The 20,548-nt window shown below is 41.7% G+C and carries 15 protein-coding genes; 5 read left to right on the top strand and 10 right to left on the bottom strand.

Translation table 11 applies throughout. The features are described 5' to 3' along the window. Nucleotides 1-18: 18 nt before the first annotated feature. The gene (locus tag ACTWPF_RS03890) at nucleotides 19-1,065 is read right to left on the bottom strand and encodes an NADH:flavin oxidoreductase/NADH oxidase (RefSeq protein WP_443148350.1); all 1,047 of its coding nucleotides are present in this window, start codon (nucleotides 1,063-1,065) and stop codon (nucleotides 19-21) included. Between the two features lie 233 nt (nucleotides 1,066-1,298). Further along, a complete protein-coding gene (locus tag ACTWPF_RS03885; protein ID WP_443148349.1) occupies nucleotides 1,299-1,514 on the bottom strand; it encodes a DUF3888 domain-containing protein in 216 nt (71 codons plus the stop codon). A gap of 361 nt (nucleotides 1,515-1,875) precedes the next feature. Here ACTWPF_RS03885 and ACTWPF_RS03880 point away from each other — a divergent pair, with 361 nt between their 5' ends. Both ACTWPF_RS03880 and ACTWPF_RS03875 read left to right on the top strand, forming a co-directional pair. Next, nucleotides 1,876-2,913: a serine hydrolase domain-containing protein gene (locus ACTWPF_RS03880; RefSeq protein ID WP_443148348.1), complete on the top strand. Its 1,038-nt coding sequence runs from the start codon at nucleotides 1,876-1,878 to the stop codon at nucleotides 2,911-2,913. Between the two features lie 207 nt (nucleotides 2,914-3,120). Next, complete coding sequence (locus ACTWPF_RS03875) at nucleotides 3,121-3,357, top strand: hypothetical protein (RefSeq protein WP_443148347.1); 237 nt, start codon at nucleotides 3,121-3,123, stop codon at nucleotides 3,355-3,357. 228 nt (nucleotides 3,358-3,585) lie between these two features. Here ACTWPF_RS03875 and ACTWPF_RS03870 read toward each other — a convergent pair whose 3' ends face one another. Both ACTWPF_RS03870 and ACTWPF_RS03865 read right to left on the bottom strand, forming a co-directional pair. Next, nucleotides 3,586-4,002, bottom strand: coding sequence for a universal stress protein (locus ACTWPF_RS03870; protein ID WP_443148346.1), 417 nt, complete (start codon nucleotides 4,000-4,002; stop codon nucleotides 3,586-3,588). Nucleotides 4,003-4,031: 29 nt separating this feature from the next. After that, entirely contained in the window at nucleotides 4,032-5,492 is a 1,461-nt protein-coding gene (locus ACTWPF_RS03865) for a SulP family inorganic anion transporter (protein WP_443148345.1), read from the bottom strand. Between the two features lie 301 nt (nucleotides 5,493-5,793). Between ACTWPF_RS03865 and ACTWPF_RS03860 the strand changes: the two genes are divergently transcribed. After that, complete coding sequence (locus ACTWPF_RS03860; RefSeq protein ID WP_443148344.1) at nucleotides 5,794-5,985, top strand: helix-turn-helix domain-containing protein; 192 nt, start codon at nucleotides 5,794-5,796, stop codon at nucleotides 5,983-5,985. Nucleotides 5,986-6,023: 38 nt separating this feature from the next. On the opposite strand, the gene ACTWPF_RS03855 is transcribed toward ACTWPF_RS03860, so the two are convergent. Then, nucleotides 6,024-7,250 (bottom strand): MFS transporter, encoded by a 1,227-nt coding sequence (locus ACTWPF_RS03855; protein ID WP_443148848.1) that lies wholly within the window; start codon nucleotides 7,248-7,250, stop codon nucleotides 6,024-6,026. A 168-nt stretch (nucleotides 7,251-7,418) separates the two neighbouring features. Between ACTWPF_RS03855 and ACTWPF_RS03850 the strand changes: the two genes are divergently transcribed. After that, on the top strand, nucleotides 7,419-7,649 hold the full coding sequence (locus tag ACTWPF_RS03850; RefSeq protein ID WP_443148343.1) for a hypothetical protein: 231 nt from the start codon (nucleotides 7,419-7,421) through the stop codon (nucleotides 7,647-7,649). 36 nt (nucleotides 7,650-7,685) lie between these two features. Beyond that, nucleotides 7,686-8,561 (top strand): aldose 1-epimerase family protein, encoded by an 876-nt coding sequence (locus ACTWPF_RS03845; protein WP_443148342.1) that lies wholly within the window; start codon nucleotides 7,686-7,688, stop codon nucleotides 8,559-8,561. Nucleotides 8,562-8,813: 252 nt separating this feature from the next. Here ACTWPF_RS03845 and ACTWPF_RS03840 read toward each other — a convergent pair whose 3' ends face one another. From ACTWPF_RS03840 to ACTWPF_RS03820, 5 genes are all read right to left on the bottom strand, one after another. Next, nucleotides 8,814-13,034 (bottom strand): GH92 family glycosyl hydrolase, encoded by a 4,221-nt coding sequence (locus tag ACTWPF_RS03840; RefSeq protein WP_443148341.1) that lies wholly within the window; start codon nucleotides 13,032-13,034, stop codon nucleotides 8,814-8,816. Nucleotides 13,035-13,325: 291 nt separating this feature from the next. Next, nucleotides 13,326-14,813, bottom strand: coding sequence for a glycine betaine uptake BCCT transporter (locus tag ACTWPF_RS03835; RefSeq protein ID WP_443148340.1), 1,488 nt, complete (start codon nucleotides 14,811-14,813; stop codon nucleotides 13,326-13,328). A gap of 489 nt (nucleotides 14,814-15,302) precedes the next feature. Continuing rightward, a complete protein-coding gene (locus ACTWPF_RS03830; RefSeq protein WP_443148339.1) occupies nucleotides 15,303-16,277 on the bottom strand; it encodes a LacI family DNA-binding transcriptional regulator in 975 nt (324 codons plus the stop codon). 50 nt (nucleotides 16,278-16,327) lie between these two features. Next, a complete protein-coding gene (locus ACTWPF_RS03825) occupies nucleotides 16,328-18,283 on the bottom strand; it encodes a beta-galactosidase (protein WP_443148338.1) in 1,956 nt (651 codons plus the stop codon). Beyond that, nucleotides 18,284-20,539, bottom strand: a complete 2,256-nt coding sequence (locus ACTWPF_RS03820; protein ID WP_443148337.1) for an alpha-galactosidase — start codon at nucleotides 20,537-20,539, stop codon at nucleotides 18,284-18,286. Nucleotides 20,540-20,548 lie beyond the last annotated feature (9 nt).

Raw genomic sequence — 20,548 nt, 5'->3', positions numbered from 1 at the left:
ATCCAAGTGTACCATATCTTATCTTATGCCTCGAGCATATTGGATTGGCGGGGTAACTTTACGTGTTACGTCTTTAATTGCATGCAAACTCCAATAGGGATCATTTAACATGCCTCTTGCAATAGCGATTAAATCAGCATCGCCATTAGATAAAGTAGCCTCTGCTACGTGAGGATTATTAAGAATACCTACAGCAATTACAGGGATTCCGAATTTTTCTTTGAAGGTTCTCGCGAAAGGTACTTGATAGCCTGGATAATTGCCTGGCTTCAGAGAACCCGGTACGCCTTCACCACCAGTAGATATATGGAACATGTCGACACCTGCTTCTTTAAATTGCTCAGCTATTTGTAAGGAATGATCTAATCCGTAACCACCATCAATATACTCTATAGCAGATATTCTTAGTATTAAAGGCATATCCTCTGGCATAACCGATTTAACAGAACGAATTACTTCTGCACCAAATTTGGAGAGATCTTGGCCATATTCATCTGTTCGATTATTAATACTCGGGGACATAAATTGATGTAATAAATAACCATGTGCACCATGAAGCTCGATTGTATCAAAACCTGCAGTTACTGCTCTTCTGGCAGCTTCTGTAAATTGCTGGATAGTTTCTTTAATTTCAGCGTAGCTTAACGCACGCGGTTGCTTCAACGAACCATTTTTAGTTTCTTCAGGAAGTGCATTGCCTGCAATATTAGATGGTCCGACGGGCTGCATTGCATCCTCTGCCTTTCTACCTGCATGAGCAATTTGGATGCCAATCTTTGCCCCATGTTTATGAACTTCAGATACAATCCGCTGATATGCGGGAATCTGACTATCATCCCACAAACCTAAATCTTGATTCGTTATTCTACCATCAGGAGTTATACTCGTCATTTCCATAATGATTAATCCAGTTCCACCAACAGCTCTGGATACATAATGAACAAAGTGCCAATCGTTCGGTATGCCATCTTCTTTCTCTACAGAGTATTGACACATTGGTGCCATGACAGTTCGATTTTTAAGCGTTAAGCTTTTTACTTCAAAAGGAGTTCCGATTGTTTTCATAAATAAATTACCTCCGTCACTATTAAATGTATGCACATGCATATAATAATACAATAATACATTTACTTATCAATTACCAGAAAAAACGATTTGGATTTTAACAATCGAGGTATTGATTCTCTATAGCAAGTTTGTGAAGGATTATACTTAGCGTATGAGTGTAAGATTGAAAGATTAACTTACTCTACCACGTGACATGTTTGTTGAGTACGAAGGAGTGAAAAATCGACTATTTATGACTGATTTTTAAGATACCATTCTAATATTTCCTTTTTTTCTTTTGTAGGGGTATGTTTGTAATTAACTAATTTTAGCTTGTTAGGTGCTTCTGTTTCAAAAGTAAGTGTATCAGTGCCAATCGTGTTATGTGCACCTATAAATGCATCAAGTTGGATTGTGATCTCAAAATCAAGTGCGTTTTTCGTTTTTAAGTCTACTATTTTTTTCATCGTAAAATTGTACAATGAAGTTTTTTATAAATAACTGAATATCACCTAAGAGTTTTATTGATCATTTGGAATTATATACGAACAAAATTTTTGGGCTTCCGCTGATAAAAAACGGTTTAATGGTTGTTGCGAAAGATCGTAATCAATATAAATTTGTAATGAATAAAAGAGAAGATTGGAAGAATGAAATTGAAGATTACTCCGTCTGGTAGACAATATTAATTGGTAGCATTTCTGCTGCCCCCGCCTCGCATTCTACTAGCACCACTCTTGGCTCGTCCCAGATCATATTTCCACCTCGTAACAGAACTCACATTCGTGTTATAATTGTTTTAATATTATAAAATCATTGGAGGCTTATATGAGTTTAAAAGATATAGACATTCCAAAACGAATGAAGCACTATAACGTGCCGGGTTTAAGTCTTACCTTAATTGAAAATAATCACATTAGTATCACAGAAAATTACGGTGTCTTGGAGGCAAGAGAGAATAAAAATGTAAGTACAGACACTATTTTTAGTGCCTGTTCTATTAGTAAATTCCTTACAGCAATGCTGGTGACGAAATTAACGGAACAAGATCTCTTTGATTTAGAAGAGGATGTAAACGAAAAACTAGTATCGTGGAAAGTACCTCGTAACGCGTTTACTGAGAATAAAAAAGTTACATTACGAAACTTGCTTAGCCATCAATCAGGGATTATCGACCCTAAAGGTAGTTTTACAGAACTTGATTTAACTATCGGATCTCCTTCGATGTTTGATCTATTAGCGGGGAACACTCCTTATTGTAAAGAATCTATCGAGGTGACGTACGAACCTGAAAGTGAATTTCACTATTCAGATGCAGGTTACTGTATTATCCAGCAACTAATAGAGGATGTATCGGGAAAAACCTTTCAGCAAGTTGTTAACGAATTACTTTTTAAACCATTAGCAATGGAAAACAGCACACTAGACATGAAACGATTAGCAACGAACAGTGAAGGTTTTTCTTGCGGACATAACAAATACGGCGAAGTAGTAGATGGAAAATATCCTATATATCCTTACCCAGCCGCTTCAGGACTATGGACAACTTCTATCGATTTAGCAAAGTTGGCGATTGAATTAATGAATGCATTAAAGGGAGAAAGTAAAATCGGAATTTCTGCAAGGAGAGCAAAAGAAATAATCTCTCCACAGGGAGGAAAAGCTTGGAGTGGACTTGGTGTATTTTTGGAAGGATCGGAAAAAGAATTTGAAATAACATCACTCGGTTGGGGAATAGGCTTTCAATGTATGATGGTACTTTTTCCAAATATGGAGAAGGGCGCGATCATCATGACAAATGCAGAATTAGGTGTTCATCAAATGGAAGGCATTATTGGGGAAATATATACATCTCTGAAAATATAAGAGAGGTCTCTTTTACTATTCTCCTTTGTAAATAATAGGATACATAGTTAGTAATATTGTATGAAGGCAGATTATTTTTGGAAGAGGTGAAAGATGAACAAGTGAGGAAAGAAAAAAGTGGCGAGTAAGTATAATTTGCTATAGAGAGCTGATCGACAAAAGCGCAAACCAAGAGGAAGAAGATACTTAGATTACGCGCTTATCCCTATGGGGAAAACAGATAAATTACAATTTGATAAAGAAGGATATGGCCTCGACTATCCCTATGCCACCCATTGGTTTATTGAAATTGCTCCTCATGATCCATTTTATTATAAGCACCCTTACATCCTTTATGTTTACCCATGCACGAGTAAAGCGACGAGCGATACAAATCATTCTCTAGAAATAATATATGCAGGACAACTACATGAAGTAATGAAGGCATTAAAACACGGTAGATGATATGAAAAAGATCGACATGTAACGAATTTTTAGGATTCTAATTCGACTTTGATGCAGGTTTAGTTTTATAACACAAAACGCTTGGATGTATAAACTCACCCAAGCGTCTTGCATTTTACAAGGTTGTAAAAAGGAACTGCGAAATCATATGCCATTCGTGGTGTGGAAACAAGTTTTCTAAGCGGTAAGTGAAGCACTTTTACTCTGAAAGGCTCCTCTTTCACCTCACTATTTCACAATGAGTACTGGACATTCTACGCGTTTTGCTACTTTATGACTAACACTTCCTAAGACCATGGTTTGCAGTTTATTTAGTCCGCGACTTCCTACAATCACACAGTCAAATTCATGCTTATTCGCAAAGTCAACAATTGTCGGACCTGGCTCACCGTGCAAAATGTGTGCTTCACATTCGATATTTGCATCAGTAACCATTTGTTTGACTGCATTGATTTTTTCATTTCGCTTCTTTTCGATTGCATATTTATCTGCGGAGTTTAATACATCCGATTTTGCTGTCTGCCCATCCACGATATAGACGATATCAATGGTGCCGTCAAATTTTTCTGCTAGCTGCACGGCATGCTGGGTAGAACGGAAAGAATGCTCTGATCCATCCGTGGCGATTAATATTTTTTGAAACATAGTTGTCCCATCCTTTCAATATGGTAATCCTAGTGTCCAGAAGCCTGTGATAATCCGCCAATTCGATTTTTTAATTGCTCACTTGCTTCATTCAACCCGGAATAATGGACTTCGATATTGTTCTGGGCAAATTTCACTTCAATTTTATCTAACGCGCCAATAGCGGAATCATCCCAAAGATGCGCATTTGTTAAATCAATTTCTACTAATCTAATAGAATCCTCGTAATTAAATTTGCTAGGAAGGTCATTGACAGAAGCGAAGAATAATTGTCCTTGTACGTAATAGACTTTTTTCTCTTCTGACGTAACAAGCTCCTCTTTTACTTTGACAGATGAAATTTTCGCTGCAAAGAAAATGGCACTTAGTAAAACTCCAGCTAATACGCCAATTGCTAGATTGTGTGTTAATAACACGATGGCAACTGTTGCAACCATAACTACTGCATCTGTTTTTGGTATTTTGGCTAGGTTTTTCACGGAGGCCCAATCAAACGTACTGATCGCCACCATAATCATGACACCTGCTAGTGCAGCCATTGGAATTTGTACGACCAATCCGCCAAGTACGATAATCAAGAACATCAACACTGCCCCTGCGACAAGTAAGGAAAGACGCCCTTTACCACCTGATTTGACGTTGATAACAGATTGGCCAATCATGGCACAACCAGCCATTCCGCCAAAGAAACCTGCGGCGATATTCGCAATACCTTGACCACGGCTTTCTTTATCTTTTTTACTCTCTGTATCTGTCATATCATCTACAATGTTAGCGGTTAATAGAGATTCTACTAATCCCACAACTGCCAATGATAGAGAATAAGGTAAAATAATCATAAATGTTTCGAATGTTAAAGGAATCGATGGAAGCAAGAACACTGGTAATTGTTGTGTTAAGGCTCCCATATCTCCAACTGTTCCGACATGCAGATTAGCTGTAATCGCAATAAATGTAACAACCACGATCGCTACTAGTGTAGATGGAACGGCTTTTGTAAACCTCGGTAATAGATAAATAATAGCTAATGTTAATGCGACCAACGCATACATAACCCATGTTTCGCCGACGAAGTGATCAAGCTGTGACATGAAAATCATAATAGCTAATGCATTAACAAAACCGATCATAACGGAACGTGGTACAAACTTCATTACTTTCGCCATTTTAAAGACACCAAACAAGATTTGGATAACCCCTGTTAAAATGGTTGCAGCTAGTAAATACTGCAGCCCATGATCGGCGATTAAATTCACCATCAATAGCGCCATTGCACCTGTTGCTCCTGATATCATCCCCGGTCGTCCACCGACAAATGCTAGAACAATAGCGATACAAAATGAAGCATATAATCCAACCATTGGGTCAACACCAGCAATGATGGAAAAAGCAATCGCTTCTGGAATAAGCGCTAATGCGACAACAATACCGGCCATAACGTCACCGCGAATATTCCCAAACCACTCTTGTTGTAATTTTTGTATATTCATGTTTCTACTCCTTCTTAATATATTTTTTACTTTTGATCCTCTCAAAAGTTCATTCCGTTTTCAACAAGACGAATCATATCACAGAATCCCTCATCAACAAAACCGCAAGAAAGCGCAGTCATTAATAAATATCTCGTTTTTCCTTTTATTTTCTCGAAATACATACCCTAAACCACATTAAGACAAATTAAATATATTTTAATATAACCATTTATAATTGAGTATAATTTAGTTGTTGTTTTTTTACCTGTTATATATTTATGGTATGATAGGAGATAGTTTAGAGTTTGGAGGCGTCTTTATGACAAACGAAGCAAACGAGATTATGACGGTTTCACAGGTTGCAGAATATTTACAGTTAAGTGAAATGACAACATATAAATTAGTACAAGACGGAAAGATCCCAGCCTTTAAGATTGGAAGACATTGGCGTGTAAAAAGGGACGACCTAGATGAATTGATTGAGAGATTAAAGCAAGGGGAACGGATATAGTAGAAAGACTCCAAGGAAGAATTACCCTGGAGTCTTTTTTAGTTACTTATGAGTTGTGATTTATCTGGTTTCTTTGCGATCAAAGAGGAGATAACGCCTATAACAGGGAAGATTAAGGTAATCAGCAGAACCAATGTATAGTTATGAAATAGATCATACCCAATCCCAAAAGGAAGTGGTCCGAGAGATGATCCGATAACTACCACTGTAACGCCTACCCCGTTAATACTTCCAATATATTTGCGACCAAAATAATTTGGCCAGATGACATTGAGCGCAATCCGCTCTAATCCATTCGCAATGCCCCATACTGTTCCGAAAAGCACAGCGATAAAGAAATTTGTTGTGACAAGCAACATTAACAGCAAAATAACTTCAATAATAAAGATTGCTGTCAGCATATAGTTTGTCGGAATGCGGTCTGTTATAAAACCAGATACAAAGGACATTGGAATCCCTACTACTGCCATCAAGCTCAGTACCATGGCTGCGATTGCTGGTGATAATTCATTGGATCCGAAAATGGAAATGATATGGAATGTAATGCCTGTATTCACCATGGCGGGAATTCCTACACAGACCAGAATCGCCCAGAATGCCTTTGTCTTCTTCGCTTCATTCAACGTCCAATCCTCTGCCGCTTCTTTAACGGCTGATGCGCCTAATAAAGGCTTTTTGCTATTGTCCTTTTTCTCCTGAAACCCATCAGGTTCAAGTCCCATATCCTCTGGCTTGTTTCGTACCCCAAATAGAGCTACTGGTACAAACACAACAAGCAATAAGATTCCCCAAAACTGCCAAGCAAAGCGCCAGTCCCATGTGTTAATTAACCATGTGTTCACGATTGGAAACAGCATCGCACTTAGGAAACTACCTAAGGTCATGATACTAAACGCAAATCCTCTTTTTTTAATAAACCATTGCGCTACCAAGGTGTTGGGAATAAGCGACATGCTCCCCTGCCCGAGTAGCCGGATGAAGAAAAATCCTATTGCGAGCATCCAAATGCTTGAAACAACACTATTCCAAAAACAGGCTATCGCAAAGAGTGACCCGATTGTCACCATCATAATCCGCGGGCCAAACCGATCAATAAACCTCCCCACAAAGATCATGATAAGCCCCGCTACAAGCGTTGCACCAGAATAAATACCTGACACTTGGGAGCGTGACCAGCCAAAGTCCCCTATGTACGCATCAATAAAAGTCGAGTTTGAATATGTCTGACCAGGTCCAGAGAAAAACACCCCTAACCCAGCAATCATCACAATAAACCAACCATAATAAACCTTACCAAAAAGTTGCTTCGTCTTAGCCAAATGCTCACCCCATTGCTGAATTGATTTTAATTTTATATCTATAAATACAATTGAAAATATAACACTGTTGATATGATCGCGCAACGCGTGTGGGGGCGAGAGGGCGTTTTTAGGATGGCGCGTGAGTTTGCGAAATTGGCGCGCTACTTTGTTGGATGCTCGCTCGACTTTTTAGGTTTCCCGCGCGACTTCTTGGGATGCTCGCGCGACTTTCTGGAGTTCTCGCTCGACTTTTCAGGTTTCCCGCGCTACTTTACGGCATCCTCACGCGACTTAGAACGATTCACTTCCATCGCCTTTCATTCAATCTCCCCCAACAGCTTGCTGGGCGAAACTTTGCTATAATGTAAGCCATGACAACAACGGAAATGAGGTATAGCCATGCAAGTAATTGAAAATGAGCATTTAAAAGTGAGCATCAGCCCTGAGGGTGCGGAGCTTCGGGAAGTCTGGAGCAAACAAGAGGAAATGCAATATATGTGGGAGGGCGATCCTGCCTATTGGGGGCGCGTTTCGCCTGTGCTTTTTCCTATTGTGGGACGGTTGAAAGATGATCGCTATTTTGTTGACGGCAAGGAATATGCCATGAATCAGCACGGCTTTCTGCGTGACGTGACATTTGAGCTTTATGAACATCGCGCAGACCACGTAAGCTTTTCCTTTTCATCAAATGGGAAGTTTACGGCGCAATATCCTTATGAATTTCAGGCCATCATATCTTATACGTTAAAGAAGGACAGCCTCTCTGTCAGCTGGAAAATCATCAATGAAAATGAGGAGAACATGTACTTTTCCATTGGAGGGCATCCCGCTTTCCGGGTTCCTTTACTTGAAGGGGAGACACTTGCTGATTATCGGTTGGAACTCGTAGGAGATGGCAATGTGACGCAGTATGAGCTAGAAAATGCGCTGATACATGTGAAAGAAAGCAATCTGGAAACTCCAATCTCCCCTGTTCTTTCGGATAATCTATTCAAAAATGATGCGCTGATCTATAGTAATATCAAGCAAGTGAAGCTCCAATCCAAAAAGTCCGGCAAAGGTATCCAAGTTGATTGTGCAGGGTTCCCGTATCTCGGTATCTGGAGCAAATACAATGAAGAAACTGGCAAGATCGCCCCTTTCCTCTGCATTGAACCATGGCATGGGATTGCTGATATGCATGACACAACTGGTGAGCTAAAAGAAAAAGCTGGGATAAACAAGTTGCCTGCTGGCAAGGCATTTGAAAGTACGTACGAGATTACGTTTAAATAAAGCCAGTTAGACAAGGCGACTCGTAGCGTCGTTTTCATTCGTCTACAAACAACAAAAAAACCTAAATTGGTGCACAAGCACCAATTTAGGTTTTTCTTTTTTCCCCGGAGCAATCGTCCGTAAAACTTCCCCTTCAAAACATGAAGTGAAACCGTATGTTTAATTGGGAGTTAACGGACGCTAACACCCCGATTCGTTCAACTAACAATCAGGGGGGAAAGAAAGAAAACTCCCACTGATTGCAGTTTCACTTTATTCCCACCGTTGTAACATATAAGCTGCATTGCTTTTTAGTAGCTTGTAAGCATCCTCTGAGATCAATGCCGTTTTATGTTGCTGGTCAAGCAACTTTTGAAAGCTTTCCATATGTTTTACAACCTTGTCTTCATCTCCCTTTTCTTCAAATCGTTCGACTGCTGTGAGGTGCATCAATAGGGAACGACTTGCCCCATTATTTTTAAACTCCCCTTCTTCAGCTAGTTGGTCCACGACATCCTGCATGCCCACTGCCAGACCAATAAGCTGTTCGCCATATCCTAGCAATTCTACTTCAGCCAAAGCTGTTGTTTGGTGACCAGCGTTATCTGTTATTTCTAACTGATAGTAGGAGTAGGCTTCAGGATCCGCAATTTCAAATGCCCGGGTGTACTTTCTCCATTTGAAGGATTCATTTTCTCGTTCATCTAATACTGTCCAATTTTCTCCGTCGTCAGATCCCTTCAACACCCAGCTTTTCGGGTCAGCCGCTTGCGGATCTGAACCATCCAGCGCATTTGCAGAGGTTAGGGTATACATGTTTGCCTTCTTCTTTGCTCCTGTGAACTGGTACTGAATCCAAGGTGTTTCCCCTTCTAACTCCAGTTGGGTTCGCGACGTATTATCAAATAGTTTGCTTGTATCGCTGCCATCACTATCCGACGCGATGCCTACGTCCTCTTCTACTGCCTGATCTGTCACATCGCCCAATGATTCTGGTGCAAAGAGTCCATCGGTTGCCGCAGGGGTAATCGATTCAGGTAAATCGGTTAGCTTACTGCCCCAATCTGAAGGCTCTGGCCCCATATCAAAGTCCAGTGTGCCTCCTTCGGCTATGTCTTCATGTGTGATGTAATTTTTCGTATAAGCTTCTCCATTCACTTGAAGACCTTGGACATATTTATTTTCTTTACTATTATTTGGTGCGTTGATGACAAGATCTTTTCCATTTTCTAAATGAATTGTTGCCTTTTCAAATAATGGCGCGCCAATTGCATACTCTGGGCTGCCCATTTTAAGTGGATAAAACCCTAGTGCACTGAAAATGTACCAGGCAGACATCTCACCATTATCCTCATCTCCTGCATAGCCCTGGCCAATCTCACTGCCAATATACAGTCTATCTAAAATCTCACGTACTTTTTCCTGTGTTTTCCACGGCTCGCCCGCGTAATTATACATATATGCGATATGGTGAGCCGGTTGATTGCTATGTCCGTACATTCCCATTCTGACATCCCTGGCTTCCCGCATTTCATGAATCAGTCCGCCATAACTACCTGGATAAGCTGCCTTTTCTGGAGTGGCAAAGAATGTATCAAGCTTTTCAGAAAGCCCTTCTTTTCCACCATATAGGTTGGCTAGTCCTTGACCATCCTGTGGTGCGTGGAAGGCCATGTTCCATGCATTCGTTTCGGTATAGTCATGCCCCCATTCGGCTGGGTTGAAATCCTCTAACGTTGAGCGCCATTCTCCATCTGGAGTTTTTCCATTAAAGAACCCAAACTCTGAATTGAACATGTTGTCATAATGCTGTGCGCGACTTAAATAATAGTTATAATCCGCACTGTACTCGGATTGATAAGGGTCGTCTTCGTTTTCTTTTTCAGCTAGTGCTTTCGCCAAATTCGCAATTCCATAATCATTGATATACCCATCAAGTGCCCATGACATTCCTTCATGAGTCGATGTGTTTGTGTAGCCATCAAAGATTGACGTTTCCGTTCCCTTTCTGCCCACATTCGCATTTGGTGGTACAACGGAAGCATCCTTCACGGCAGATTGGTAAAAGCTTTCGACATCAAAATTGGTAACCCCTTTTAAATAAGCGTCAGAAAACGCAACATTGGCACTCGTCCCTGCCATTAAATTCGCATAGCCCGGGGATGACCATCTGGCAATCCAGCCTCCATCCTTATAATGCTGGACAAAGCCATCAATCATGTCACCAGCTTTAGAAGGTGTTAACAATGCATAGGCCGGCCAGGTTGTTCTGTAGGTATCCCAGAACCCATTATTCACATAAATTTCGCCGTCTTCTATTGAGGCACATGTTTCGGTCGCGGTACTATTCGTACATGGCGATAATTCGAGTTGGCTTGCATATTTATATTCCGGTTCTTCCACTGTACCAACATTTTCATAAGCCGAATTTGGATATAAGAACAAGCGGTACATATTGGAATAAAGGGTTGTCAGCTGCTCATCTGAAGCGCCCTCCACTTCAATAATTTCTAGTTTTTCATTCCATGCATTTTCTGCTCGATTTTTTACCGATTCAAATGTATCGTCAGCATTGATTTCTTGCTCCAAGTTTTTCTTGGCCTGATCAACACTGATGAGGGACGTGGCCATTTTCATCGTAACTTCCTTCGTTTCTTCTGTATCAAACTTGTAATAGGCAGAAACGTTATCTCTGCCTTCTCCTGTTAACATGCCACTATCGATAACAGGCTTATCAAATGTGGCATAAACGAACATACGGGTAGCACCTGTTGATAGGCCGCTTTTTTGATCGGTATAGCCTGAAATGATCCCATTTTCTGCATCAAGGGTAATGCCACCATCGTTACTGACATTGTCAAAAATAATATTCGCATGCTCGTCATCAAACGTGAAGCGCATCATCGAAGCATGATCTGTTGGTGTCATTTCTGTTTTGATGCCATTTTCAAATTCCACGCCATAGTAATGTGCTTTTGCCACTTCATTATCATGGTTGAAGGCTAGTGCACGCTCGTTGCGATCCGCACTGGGTTCCGCTTCTGCATTGGATGGCATGACTTGGAATGTCTGCCTATCTCCCATCCATGGGCTCGGTTCATGGCTTAAAGAGAAAGCCTGGAGCTCGGGGAGGTTCTCCTCGTTATTGCTTTCATTATAGGAATATAACCAATTCGAACCTGCATTGGTTACAGGCGCCCAAAAGTTAAAGCCATGCGGGACAGCAACTGCCGGGAAATTATTCCCCCTGGAAAAGCTTCCATTTGATTGCGTACCGCGCAGGATGTTTACGTAATCAGAAGGGTTTGTAAAGGTACTCTCCTCTGTCTGTTCTTTAATTTGAATATCATCAATGTGCCCCGTAAAAGTTGCTGGGCCAGTTGGGTTGTCATAGGCAATCAAGATTCTTTCAATTGTCTTTCCTTCTGCCACATCGCCAATCGCTGCCTTTTTAAGATTCCACTGATTAGCATAGAGTGTCTTTGAATCGCCTTGCGCTTGGGGATCCAGCTTAATGTCGTGCTGGTCATATGCTTCAAGGTCATGTAGATAGGTACCATCTGAAAATGCTAAATCAACTGATGCATACGTGCTTGCATAGTTCGTATGGTCTTTGTCTGTAAATGCTGGAAAAATATAATAGGATAGTTCAGTATGCTCTGTTACATCAATATCCACATCAAGAATTTTATTATAGGAATATGCCCTTCCCTCTTCAAGGTGAGAGCCTAAATAGGTTACCGTATTCAGTCCAGACCAGCCGACATTTGTTTTTGACGTGTACGCGCTTGTCGGACCATTCGTTACGGTTGTTTTCATATCGGATGCGGGCGGGGCTGGCTTGTCAATTCCATTAGAAATAGCAAGCTCTGCAAGTTGGATAATGGATTCCCCATGGTTTTGATTTATATTGAGGCGATAATACTGATAAGCTGTGTCGTTTTCAAACTCGTACAGCTTTCTTTCATAACGGTCCTCAAATGATTGCTCACTCCTATTGTCCAAGGCTGTCCAGTTCTCTCCATCATTGGAGCCAAATAACTCCCAATCCTGTGGGTCCCTGCCTGCATAATCATTTGCTGAGGTAAGTGCATATTTTACAACCGTATCTGCCTCTTCCAGCTCGAACTCAATAAAAGCAGTATCTTCAAAGGTTAGCCATTTTGAAGTCGAATCGCGGTCAATGAGCTTGTTTTTTGTCTCACTTGGCGGATTTTCACCTGACACCTCGATATTGACTATTCTTTCGGTAATATCACCTTGAATTCCGTCAAAGGGGATATTCCCATCAATACCGGAGGACATCTTATTTCCATCAGCATCTGTTTCCACTGTGTTTTCCCAATCAAGATCCGGATCATTCTCTTCAAAAGAGGTAGAAAAATCCTTTGCAGCTGCTGATACGGTTTGTTGCGGTGGGATTTTTACAAATGTCCCGATTAGCGCAACACAGCATAGAATAGGAAAAACCTTTTTCAATCGTTTTCTATTCACCAATTAAACCCTCCTTGTTTACTGTTTATTGGTAAGGAAAGCTGCCGGTCCACATCCTATCCCCCCTTCTCTTCTGCAAGTAAAAATACAAGACAGCATCTCCGACCTAGTAAACGCTTACATGCAGTATATAAAATATATTCTGATAATAATAACAGAAAATACAGCATTTGTTTACGATTTTCTGCATTATTTACAGATGTTTTTTTCATAACAAAAAAACTGTAGAAAAAGCACTAATACTCTTTTCCTACAGTTTTCATATACGCATTTTTAGGGGGAACTTTTCTCCTAGTGTACCTTATCTTTTCTCAAGGCTTTGTAAAAGGATAAGCACATTAAAATCAAAATGATGGAAAAGGGAAATGCTGCCGATATGAGCACATTTTGTAATGCCTGTAATCCACCAGTGTAAAGTAAAACTGCTGCAATTAGGGATTGCGCAATCCCCCATGTAAACTTAACCACAGTAGATGGTGACAAAGATCCGTCCGTTGTTTGCATGCCTAACACAAATGTTGCAGAGTCAGCCGATGTGATAAAGAAGGTAGATATTAACAAAATCCCCAATAAAGATAGGATCATACCTAAAGGTAGATTATCAAACATACCATATAGCATCTGCTCGTCAGGCAGACTCGCAATATCTGCACCGCTTTTTTGTACGTGAATTCCAGAACTCCCGAACGCTGCAAACCATAAAAGACACACAACAGTCGGGACTAGAATAACACCGGAGAGAAACTCCCTGATCGTACGTCCTCTCGATATCCGAGCAATAAAGATGCCGACAAATGGCGCCCAGGCGATCCACCAGGCCCAAAAGAACACCGTCCAATCCATGATCCATTGCCTTTCCGACTCATCATTGGGAGCAATACGCAGCCCCTCAACAGGCAGGCTCAAAATGTAAGTCCCCGCAGAATTCGTAAAGGTGTTCAGAATATACATGGTTGGCCCCAGTATTAATGTTGCAACAAACAATGCTGCTGCCAGAAACATATTCGTATTGCTTAAATATTTTATGCCTTTTCCTAAACCTGAATAGGTCGAGATCATAAATAACACCGTTACAATTACAATAATGAGGAGCTGTACCCAAAATTCACTTTTCACACCGAAAAGGTAGGTAAGCCCACCGTTAATCTGTGTTGCACCAAACCCAAGCGTCGTCGCAACCCCAATGACCGTTGCAAACACGGCTATCACATCGACAACCTTGCCCCAACCGCCCTTCATACTCTTCCCAAAAAGGGGCTCTAATGTGGAACTGACCAAGAATGGTCTTCCAAGTCGAAAAGTAAAATAGGCCAGGATCAATGCAATGATCGCATAAATGGCCCATGCGTGGACCCCGTAATGGAAGAATGTGATACGCATCGCGTCGCCAATTGCCTCCACAGAGCCCGGCTCTGCTATTGGTGGTGTTTTCATATAATGCGATACAGGCGAGGCCACACCATAAAACACAAGCCCTATTCCCATACCAGCACTAAACAACATCGCAAACCATGACATATAACTAAATTCAGGACGTTCCTTTGGTTTGCCGAGCCTTATTTTCCCAAACCGACTAAAGGTCAAATAAATACAAAATACAAGAAATAAAGTAACAACAAGTAAATAATACCAACCAAAATGAACAGATATAAAATTCATCAAATTACCTGAGTAACGTTCAAATATTTTAGGAGCGACAGTCCCCCAAATGGACATGGCAATCGTAATCGCTAATGTAATCCAGAATACTACCGTCACTTCATTGACTGCTTTTTTCATCTTCTACTTCCTCTCTCCATCCGCTAATACCATTGTCCTTTTAGTATTTAAAGTGAGGCTTAAAATATACAGGTTCATAATTTTACTTTCTGGTGGTGGGATTGGTGCGTCTCTTCGTGGAGGGGCTGCGTCACTTTGGGTGGATGGTGCGTCTCTTCTTGAGGTGTTGGCGTCACTTTGGGTGGATGATGCGTCACTTTTTGGGGTGTTGGCGTCACTTTGGGTGGATGAAGCGTCACTTTTTGGGGTGTTGGCGTCACTTCTGGTGAGTGGTGCGTCTCTTCTTGAGGTGTGGCGTCACTTCGGGTGGTTGGCATGCAACTTTACGTGGTTCGCACGCGATATTTCGAGGTTGACACGCGATTTCGCAAAGCTCGGACGCGACCTCGATTGGATACCACGCGACTCCACTCAGCTCACATTCTCAACATAAATACCCTACAGAAACAAAAAAGCAGCTATTCACAATGAATAGCTGCCTTCCAGGCCTTACGTTTGTCGTATAATTAATTTATTTGATAAATATACTTTCTTTGGCACTTCTCGTTTGTCGTCAATTCGCTCTAAAATTAGGTCTACTGCTGTTTCTCCCATTAATTCGGTATAAATTTTAACCGTGCTTAGAGAGGGGTAAACATACTTGGAAACACTGATATCATTGACACCGATGACGCTCACTCTGCCAGGTACAGGGATTCCTTCCTCATGAAGCGCTCGCAGGCCGCCGATTGCAAGGGGGTCATTTGCCATATAAAAGGCTGTCGGCAATTCCTCGCCCAGGTCGTGAATCGCTTGCTTCATGAGTTCATAACCATCGTTCACTGCAAAGCTATCGAGAAAAATAAACCGCTCATCAAGCATATTTCTTTCTTGTAAGTAGCTACGATAATGCTTTTCGCGCATGTCTTGAATAGGTGCAATCTTTTCTTTAAAGGTTTCATATCCACCGATAAATCCAATGGATGTATGACCTTTTGTAATAAAATGGTCCATTACGAGTTGGGTGACCCGTTCGAAATCGACTAGAACGGCATCAAACTCTGCTTCGTTTGGATTAGAATCGACGAATACGATCTGAGGAGAAATAGCTTTTAACTGACGTACTTGTTCTTCACTAAAGCGGCCAACAGCTATAATTCCATCGATATTTGTATCAATCGTTTCCCCTTCGACGTATTTTACAAGCTCAACGTCTAACGCCTCAGCACGCCGCTCAATCCCATAACGTATGCCCATATAATAAATATCATCTAATTCTTCTGCTTCTGTGACCCAATGCAGAAAGGCAATCTTTCTACTAATTGGTTTTCGGTGACGTCGCTTGTAGGATAGTTCTTCTGCGACTTCAAATATTTTCTTTTTTGTATCAGCTGCAACGGAAAGGCTTTGATCGTAATTTAATACCCTTGAAACGGTTGCGGCCGAAACGCCTGCTTTATCAGCAATGTCCTTTATTGTTGCCAACATGGCCACCTCTACTTTTTTCAATCATCTCTTTTAACTATACCATTTTCTTAGGCATTTTCATCACTCTTACGTACAATTTTACAAGCGTATGGCGCAAGCTGTACATCATTATAATGGCCTTCCTGACCGTTATGGTTCATGATGAATAAATAACTGCTTCCATCCTCTGTTGTTCGTTCCATGATTTCAATTCCAGTACTTGTTTGTGTAGTATTTAGTTCCCTTTCATCTGCCACACGATTTGCGATTTCCTGCATGACCTCTTTATCTGCACCTGTACCGATATAGTAGGCATTGCCTTTCCCAAATGTATTGACTGTCACTGCAGCATAGTCGCGATATGCGTCTGTATAATGGTAAAGCCCTGTAGCATCAAAAGGCTTGATCAGGTCCCGCCAAACCTTGCTCGATCCCTTTTTCCCTTTATCGGTTTGAAGTTCGATTTCTATGCCATCAGGCAGAGATTCCACCTCTTCCACCTGGACACCAAGTAACGGACTTAGCTTACCTGGTTGCTGTTCTCCTAGCACTAGATTGTTGTTACGGTCGCGAACGCCAGCCCGATAAGAGAAAATAACAGTCCCTCCGTTTGCTGTGAATGCTTCTAAGCGTTCCACCAGCTGCTCATCTATTATTTTCATTACAGGAAGCAGCAGCACACGATAGTTCCCGAAGTCCACATCCGCTCGTATAACATCGATCGATTGATTCTGGTTATAGAACGGTTCATACAAGCGCATTACTTCCTCTGTAAAGTCAAAGGCTGCACTTTCTTGTTGTATTTGCCACGACCAGATCGTATCAAAATCATAGACCAATGCGATATCCGATTTAATCGGAGAATCAACGACCTCTTTATAATTGGAAATATCCTTAAAAAAAGACTGCACTTCTTTGTACTTACGTGTAAGGCGATTATCTGTATCCAGAATGCCCAGACAGTTCTGCTCCGCTCCATGTGTCATGCCACGCCAGCGAAAGAATAGCATATCCGTTGTACCATGAGCAAAGGCGTGATATGCCCAGAATTTTGCCTGATTTGGCCTTGGTAAATAACCGATGACATCATGCCCCTGCGCTCCCATCAGTTGTTCCACAATCCAGAAGTTTTCCTGCTTCAGTCCCCGAACGAAATCAAGAGTCATAGAAAGCATTGCTGGCGACACCGGTTCAGCTAAACCGCCCCATACTGGGTAATTATCATAGGAAACAAAATCAAGGTCTCTTGAAAATTCATTATGGTCAAACTTCTTCTCGAAGAATCCACCAGGAATATTGGTGGTAACCGTTTGGTGTTCGCCTTTAAACTTTCTTATCTGTTCCATGTGCTTTTTTGCAAACTGACTAAGGGAGTAAGAACGAAACCGGAGCCATTCCAGTCGCATGCTCGGATTGTGAACCGTGATCGTGCGGGTTGGCATCGGGATCTGATCAAAGGATTGATAGGTTTGCCCCCAAAAAATGGTGCCCCACACCTCATTTAGTTCATCAATTGAGTCGTAGCGCTGCTTTAAGTATGTCGAAAAAGCCTCCTGGCAATTGGAACAATAACAATCATCGCTCCCCTCATGACCTAGCTCGTTATCCACTTGCCAGGCGAACACTTGGGTTTCATCCCTATAGTGTTGCACCAACTCTTTAACAATCCTTAACGAATAATCCAAATATGTAGCGGAGTTATAACAATATTGTCTTCTGCCACCGAAGGAAATACGTTGTCCATCTTCCGTCACATTAAAAATGCCTGGATGTTTCGTTGCAAGCCAAGCAGGAAATGTGGCTGTTGGTGTACCAAACATGACCGATAACTCATATTCCTTACACTTTTCAATCACCCTATCAAAAAAGGAAAAATCAAATTCTCCTTCTTCCTTCTCCATCATGTTCCATGCGAACTCGCCAATTCTTACAGTGTTGACTCCCATTTCCTTCATTCTCGTCAAATCTTCGTCCATTAAGCTAATATTCCAGTGTTCCGGGTAATAATCTACACCAAGATGCATTTAAACCTCTCCCTCTTCCTTGGAAATATAAAATATCTCGGATTGAAAATCGCCTATTTGCATCGGGATCGAGAGCCCACCATTTGCTCCATTAAATTCGGCTTTAAGTGGTATCCCCCTATACATCAATTCACTCCCATAGTAATGACGTACAACCCCTTCTGTATCCTGACAACGATAATACGCCTCCGAATCCAACCCTTTTAGGAGAAGAAATTTCATCTTACAAGGATTCGATTCAGCTAAAATTCGGTAATGACTGACAAGCGCTTCCTCTCCTGTCTCACTCACCATCATCCAGGCAGCCTCATTCCCATCAGCAGGGTTTATCAATCGAATGAAGTCCCCTGTCAGCATGAGATGCTGATGTTGTTTGTAAAGCGCAACCTGCTTTCGTATTTCCACTTTCTCTTCGGCCGAAAAGCCCAGTGGATTTAGTTCATATCCAAACGTGCCGAACAAGGCAACATGCGCCCGGAAGCTTAACGAGGTTGTTCTTCCTGTCTGATGATTCGGTGTTGCCGATACATGGGTACCAAAACTGCTTATCGGGTAGGCAATCGAGGTCCCGTATTGAATATGTAGGCGTTCGACTGGATCGGTATTATCACTAATCCACCCTTGTGGTGCATAGAAAAGCATCCCAGGGTCAAAGCGTCCGCCCCCACCTGCACAGGATTCAAACAGTACGTCCGGAAATTCACTTGTTAATTTTTCATAGAGCTGGTATACCCCGAGAATATAGCGATGGTAAAATTCCCCCTGCTGCGCTGCAGGCAATGTGGATGAATATGCTTCTGTTATGTTTCGGTTCATATCCCACTTTATATAGGAAAGCTGTGTTTCTTCGATCAATGCGCGCATCCTCTTATATAAATAAGTCACGACCTCTTTATTACTGAAATCTAATACCCATTGGTTACGGCCATACGAAGCTGACCTTCCAGGAGTTTTCACCACCCACTCTGGGTGTTCACGATAAAGGTCACTGTCTGGACTGACCATTTCTGGTTCAAACCAAAGGCCAAAATCAACTCCAAGTTCCCGGATGTTGTGTGCGAGTTTCCCAAGTCCATTCGGCAGTTTTTCCTTGTTGACAAACCAGTCTCCCAGTGATGTCGTGTCACTGTTCCGTTTACCAAACCAGCCATCATCAAGCACAAACAGATCTAGGTCCAAGTCTACTGCTTCTTTCGCAATTGCTAGTATTATTTCCTCATTAAAATCATGATAGGTCGCTTCCCAGTTATTGAGCATGACAGGGCGTGGTGAATCAAGCCATTTTTGATTAATTAAATGGTTGCGGTATACATCATGTAATTGCTTACTCAACCCATTTAGGCCGTTCGGTGAAAACGCCATGACAACTTCAGGCGCTTGGAACGACTCTCCTGGTTCCAGCTTCCATTGAAAGCCAAATGGGTGAATCCCCATAGAGACTCTTGTTTGCTCATAATGGTCTACTTCCACCTGTGCTAGAAAGTTGCTGCTATACACAAGGTTAAAACCATACACATCCCCTATGAATTCTGTCGCATCTGGTTCTTTTAATGCTAGAAATGGATTCTGACTATGAGAGCTGGAACCTCGTAAGCTAGAGATAGACTGGATTCCACTTTCAAGCTTACGTTCTTTTAGATGCCTTTCCCGTGACCATGCCCCTGAAAGCTGGAGCATGTCAAAATCAGCGTGTGGGAAATCAATGCTGCCACTCAGCAATCGATCCAATATCAAGGTGGCCTCTCCCCTGTTCGTAACCCGCGCATGACGGGTAATTACCGCTACATCTTTGAAAATCGTGTAGCTTAGTAAAAGTTCCATATCGGTTATCGCATCATACAGAGTAATTTCTACTGTTTCGGCTTCTTCTTCGCTCGTAACATAGGTAGCGGGCAAGCCTTCCAGCATGGGTTTCCCTTTCACTACACGGTATGAGTCAAACACGAAATTGCTTATATGACTCCCATTAGCCTGCTGAATTCCGAGAGCCGGTTCGCGAAAATCTGTTGCACCAAACACAGGGAATTCCTGCCTCGTTGTTTCCATTGTAAATGCCGGATCATTTGCCTCAAGATGGGTCGTATTTGGTGTCGGAATGTCATAGCGTTGGAAGTCTGCTATATGCCCTGCTGTCTTGATCGCTTTTCCATAATACAGATGGCCAAGCTGTCCATTTTTCATCACATGGAATAGGTAGCTTATTTTTCCGTTCGTTAAATGAAATTGTTTTCTGTTGTCGTCAATTGTAATCATCATCCTAATCCT

The organism is Oceanobacillus sp. M65 (genome assembly GCF_052246275.1).
In the GTDB taxonomy this organism is placed as follows: Bacteria; Bacillota; Bacilli; order Bacillales; family Amphibacillaceae; genus Oceanobacillus_B; species Oceanobacillus_B jordanicus.
The sequence above is the reverse complement of the archived record's forward strand: the minus strand, read 5'-3'. Positions and strand labels throughout refer to the sequence as shown.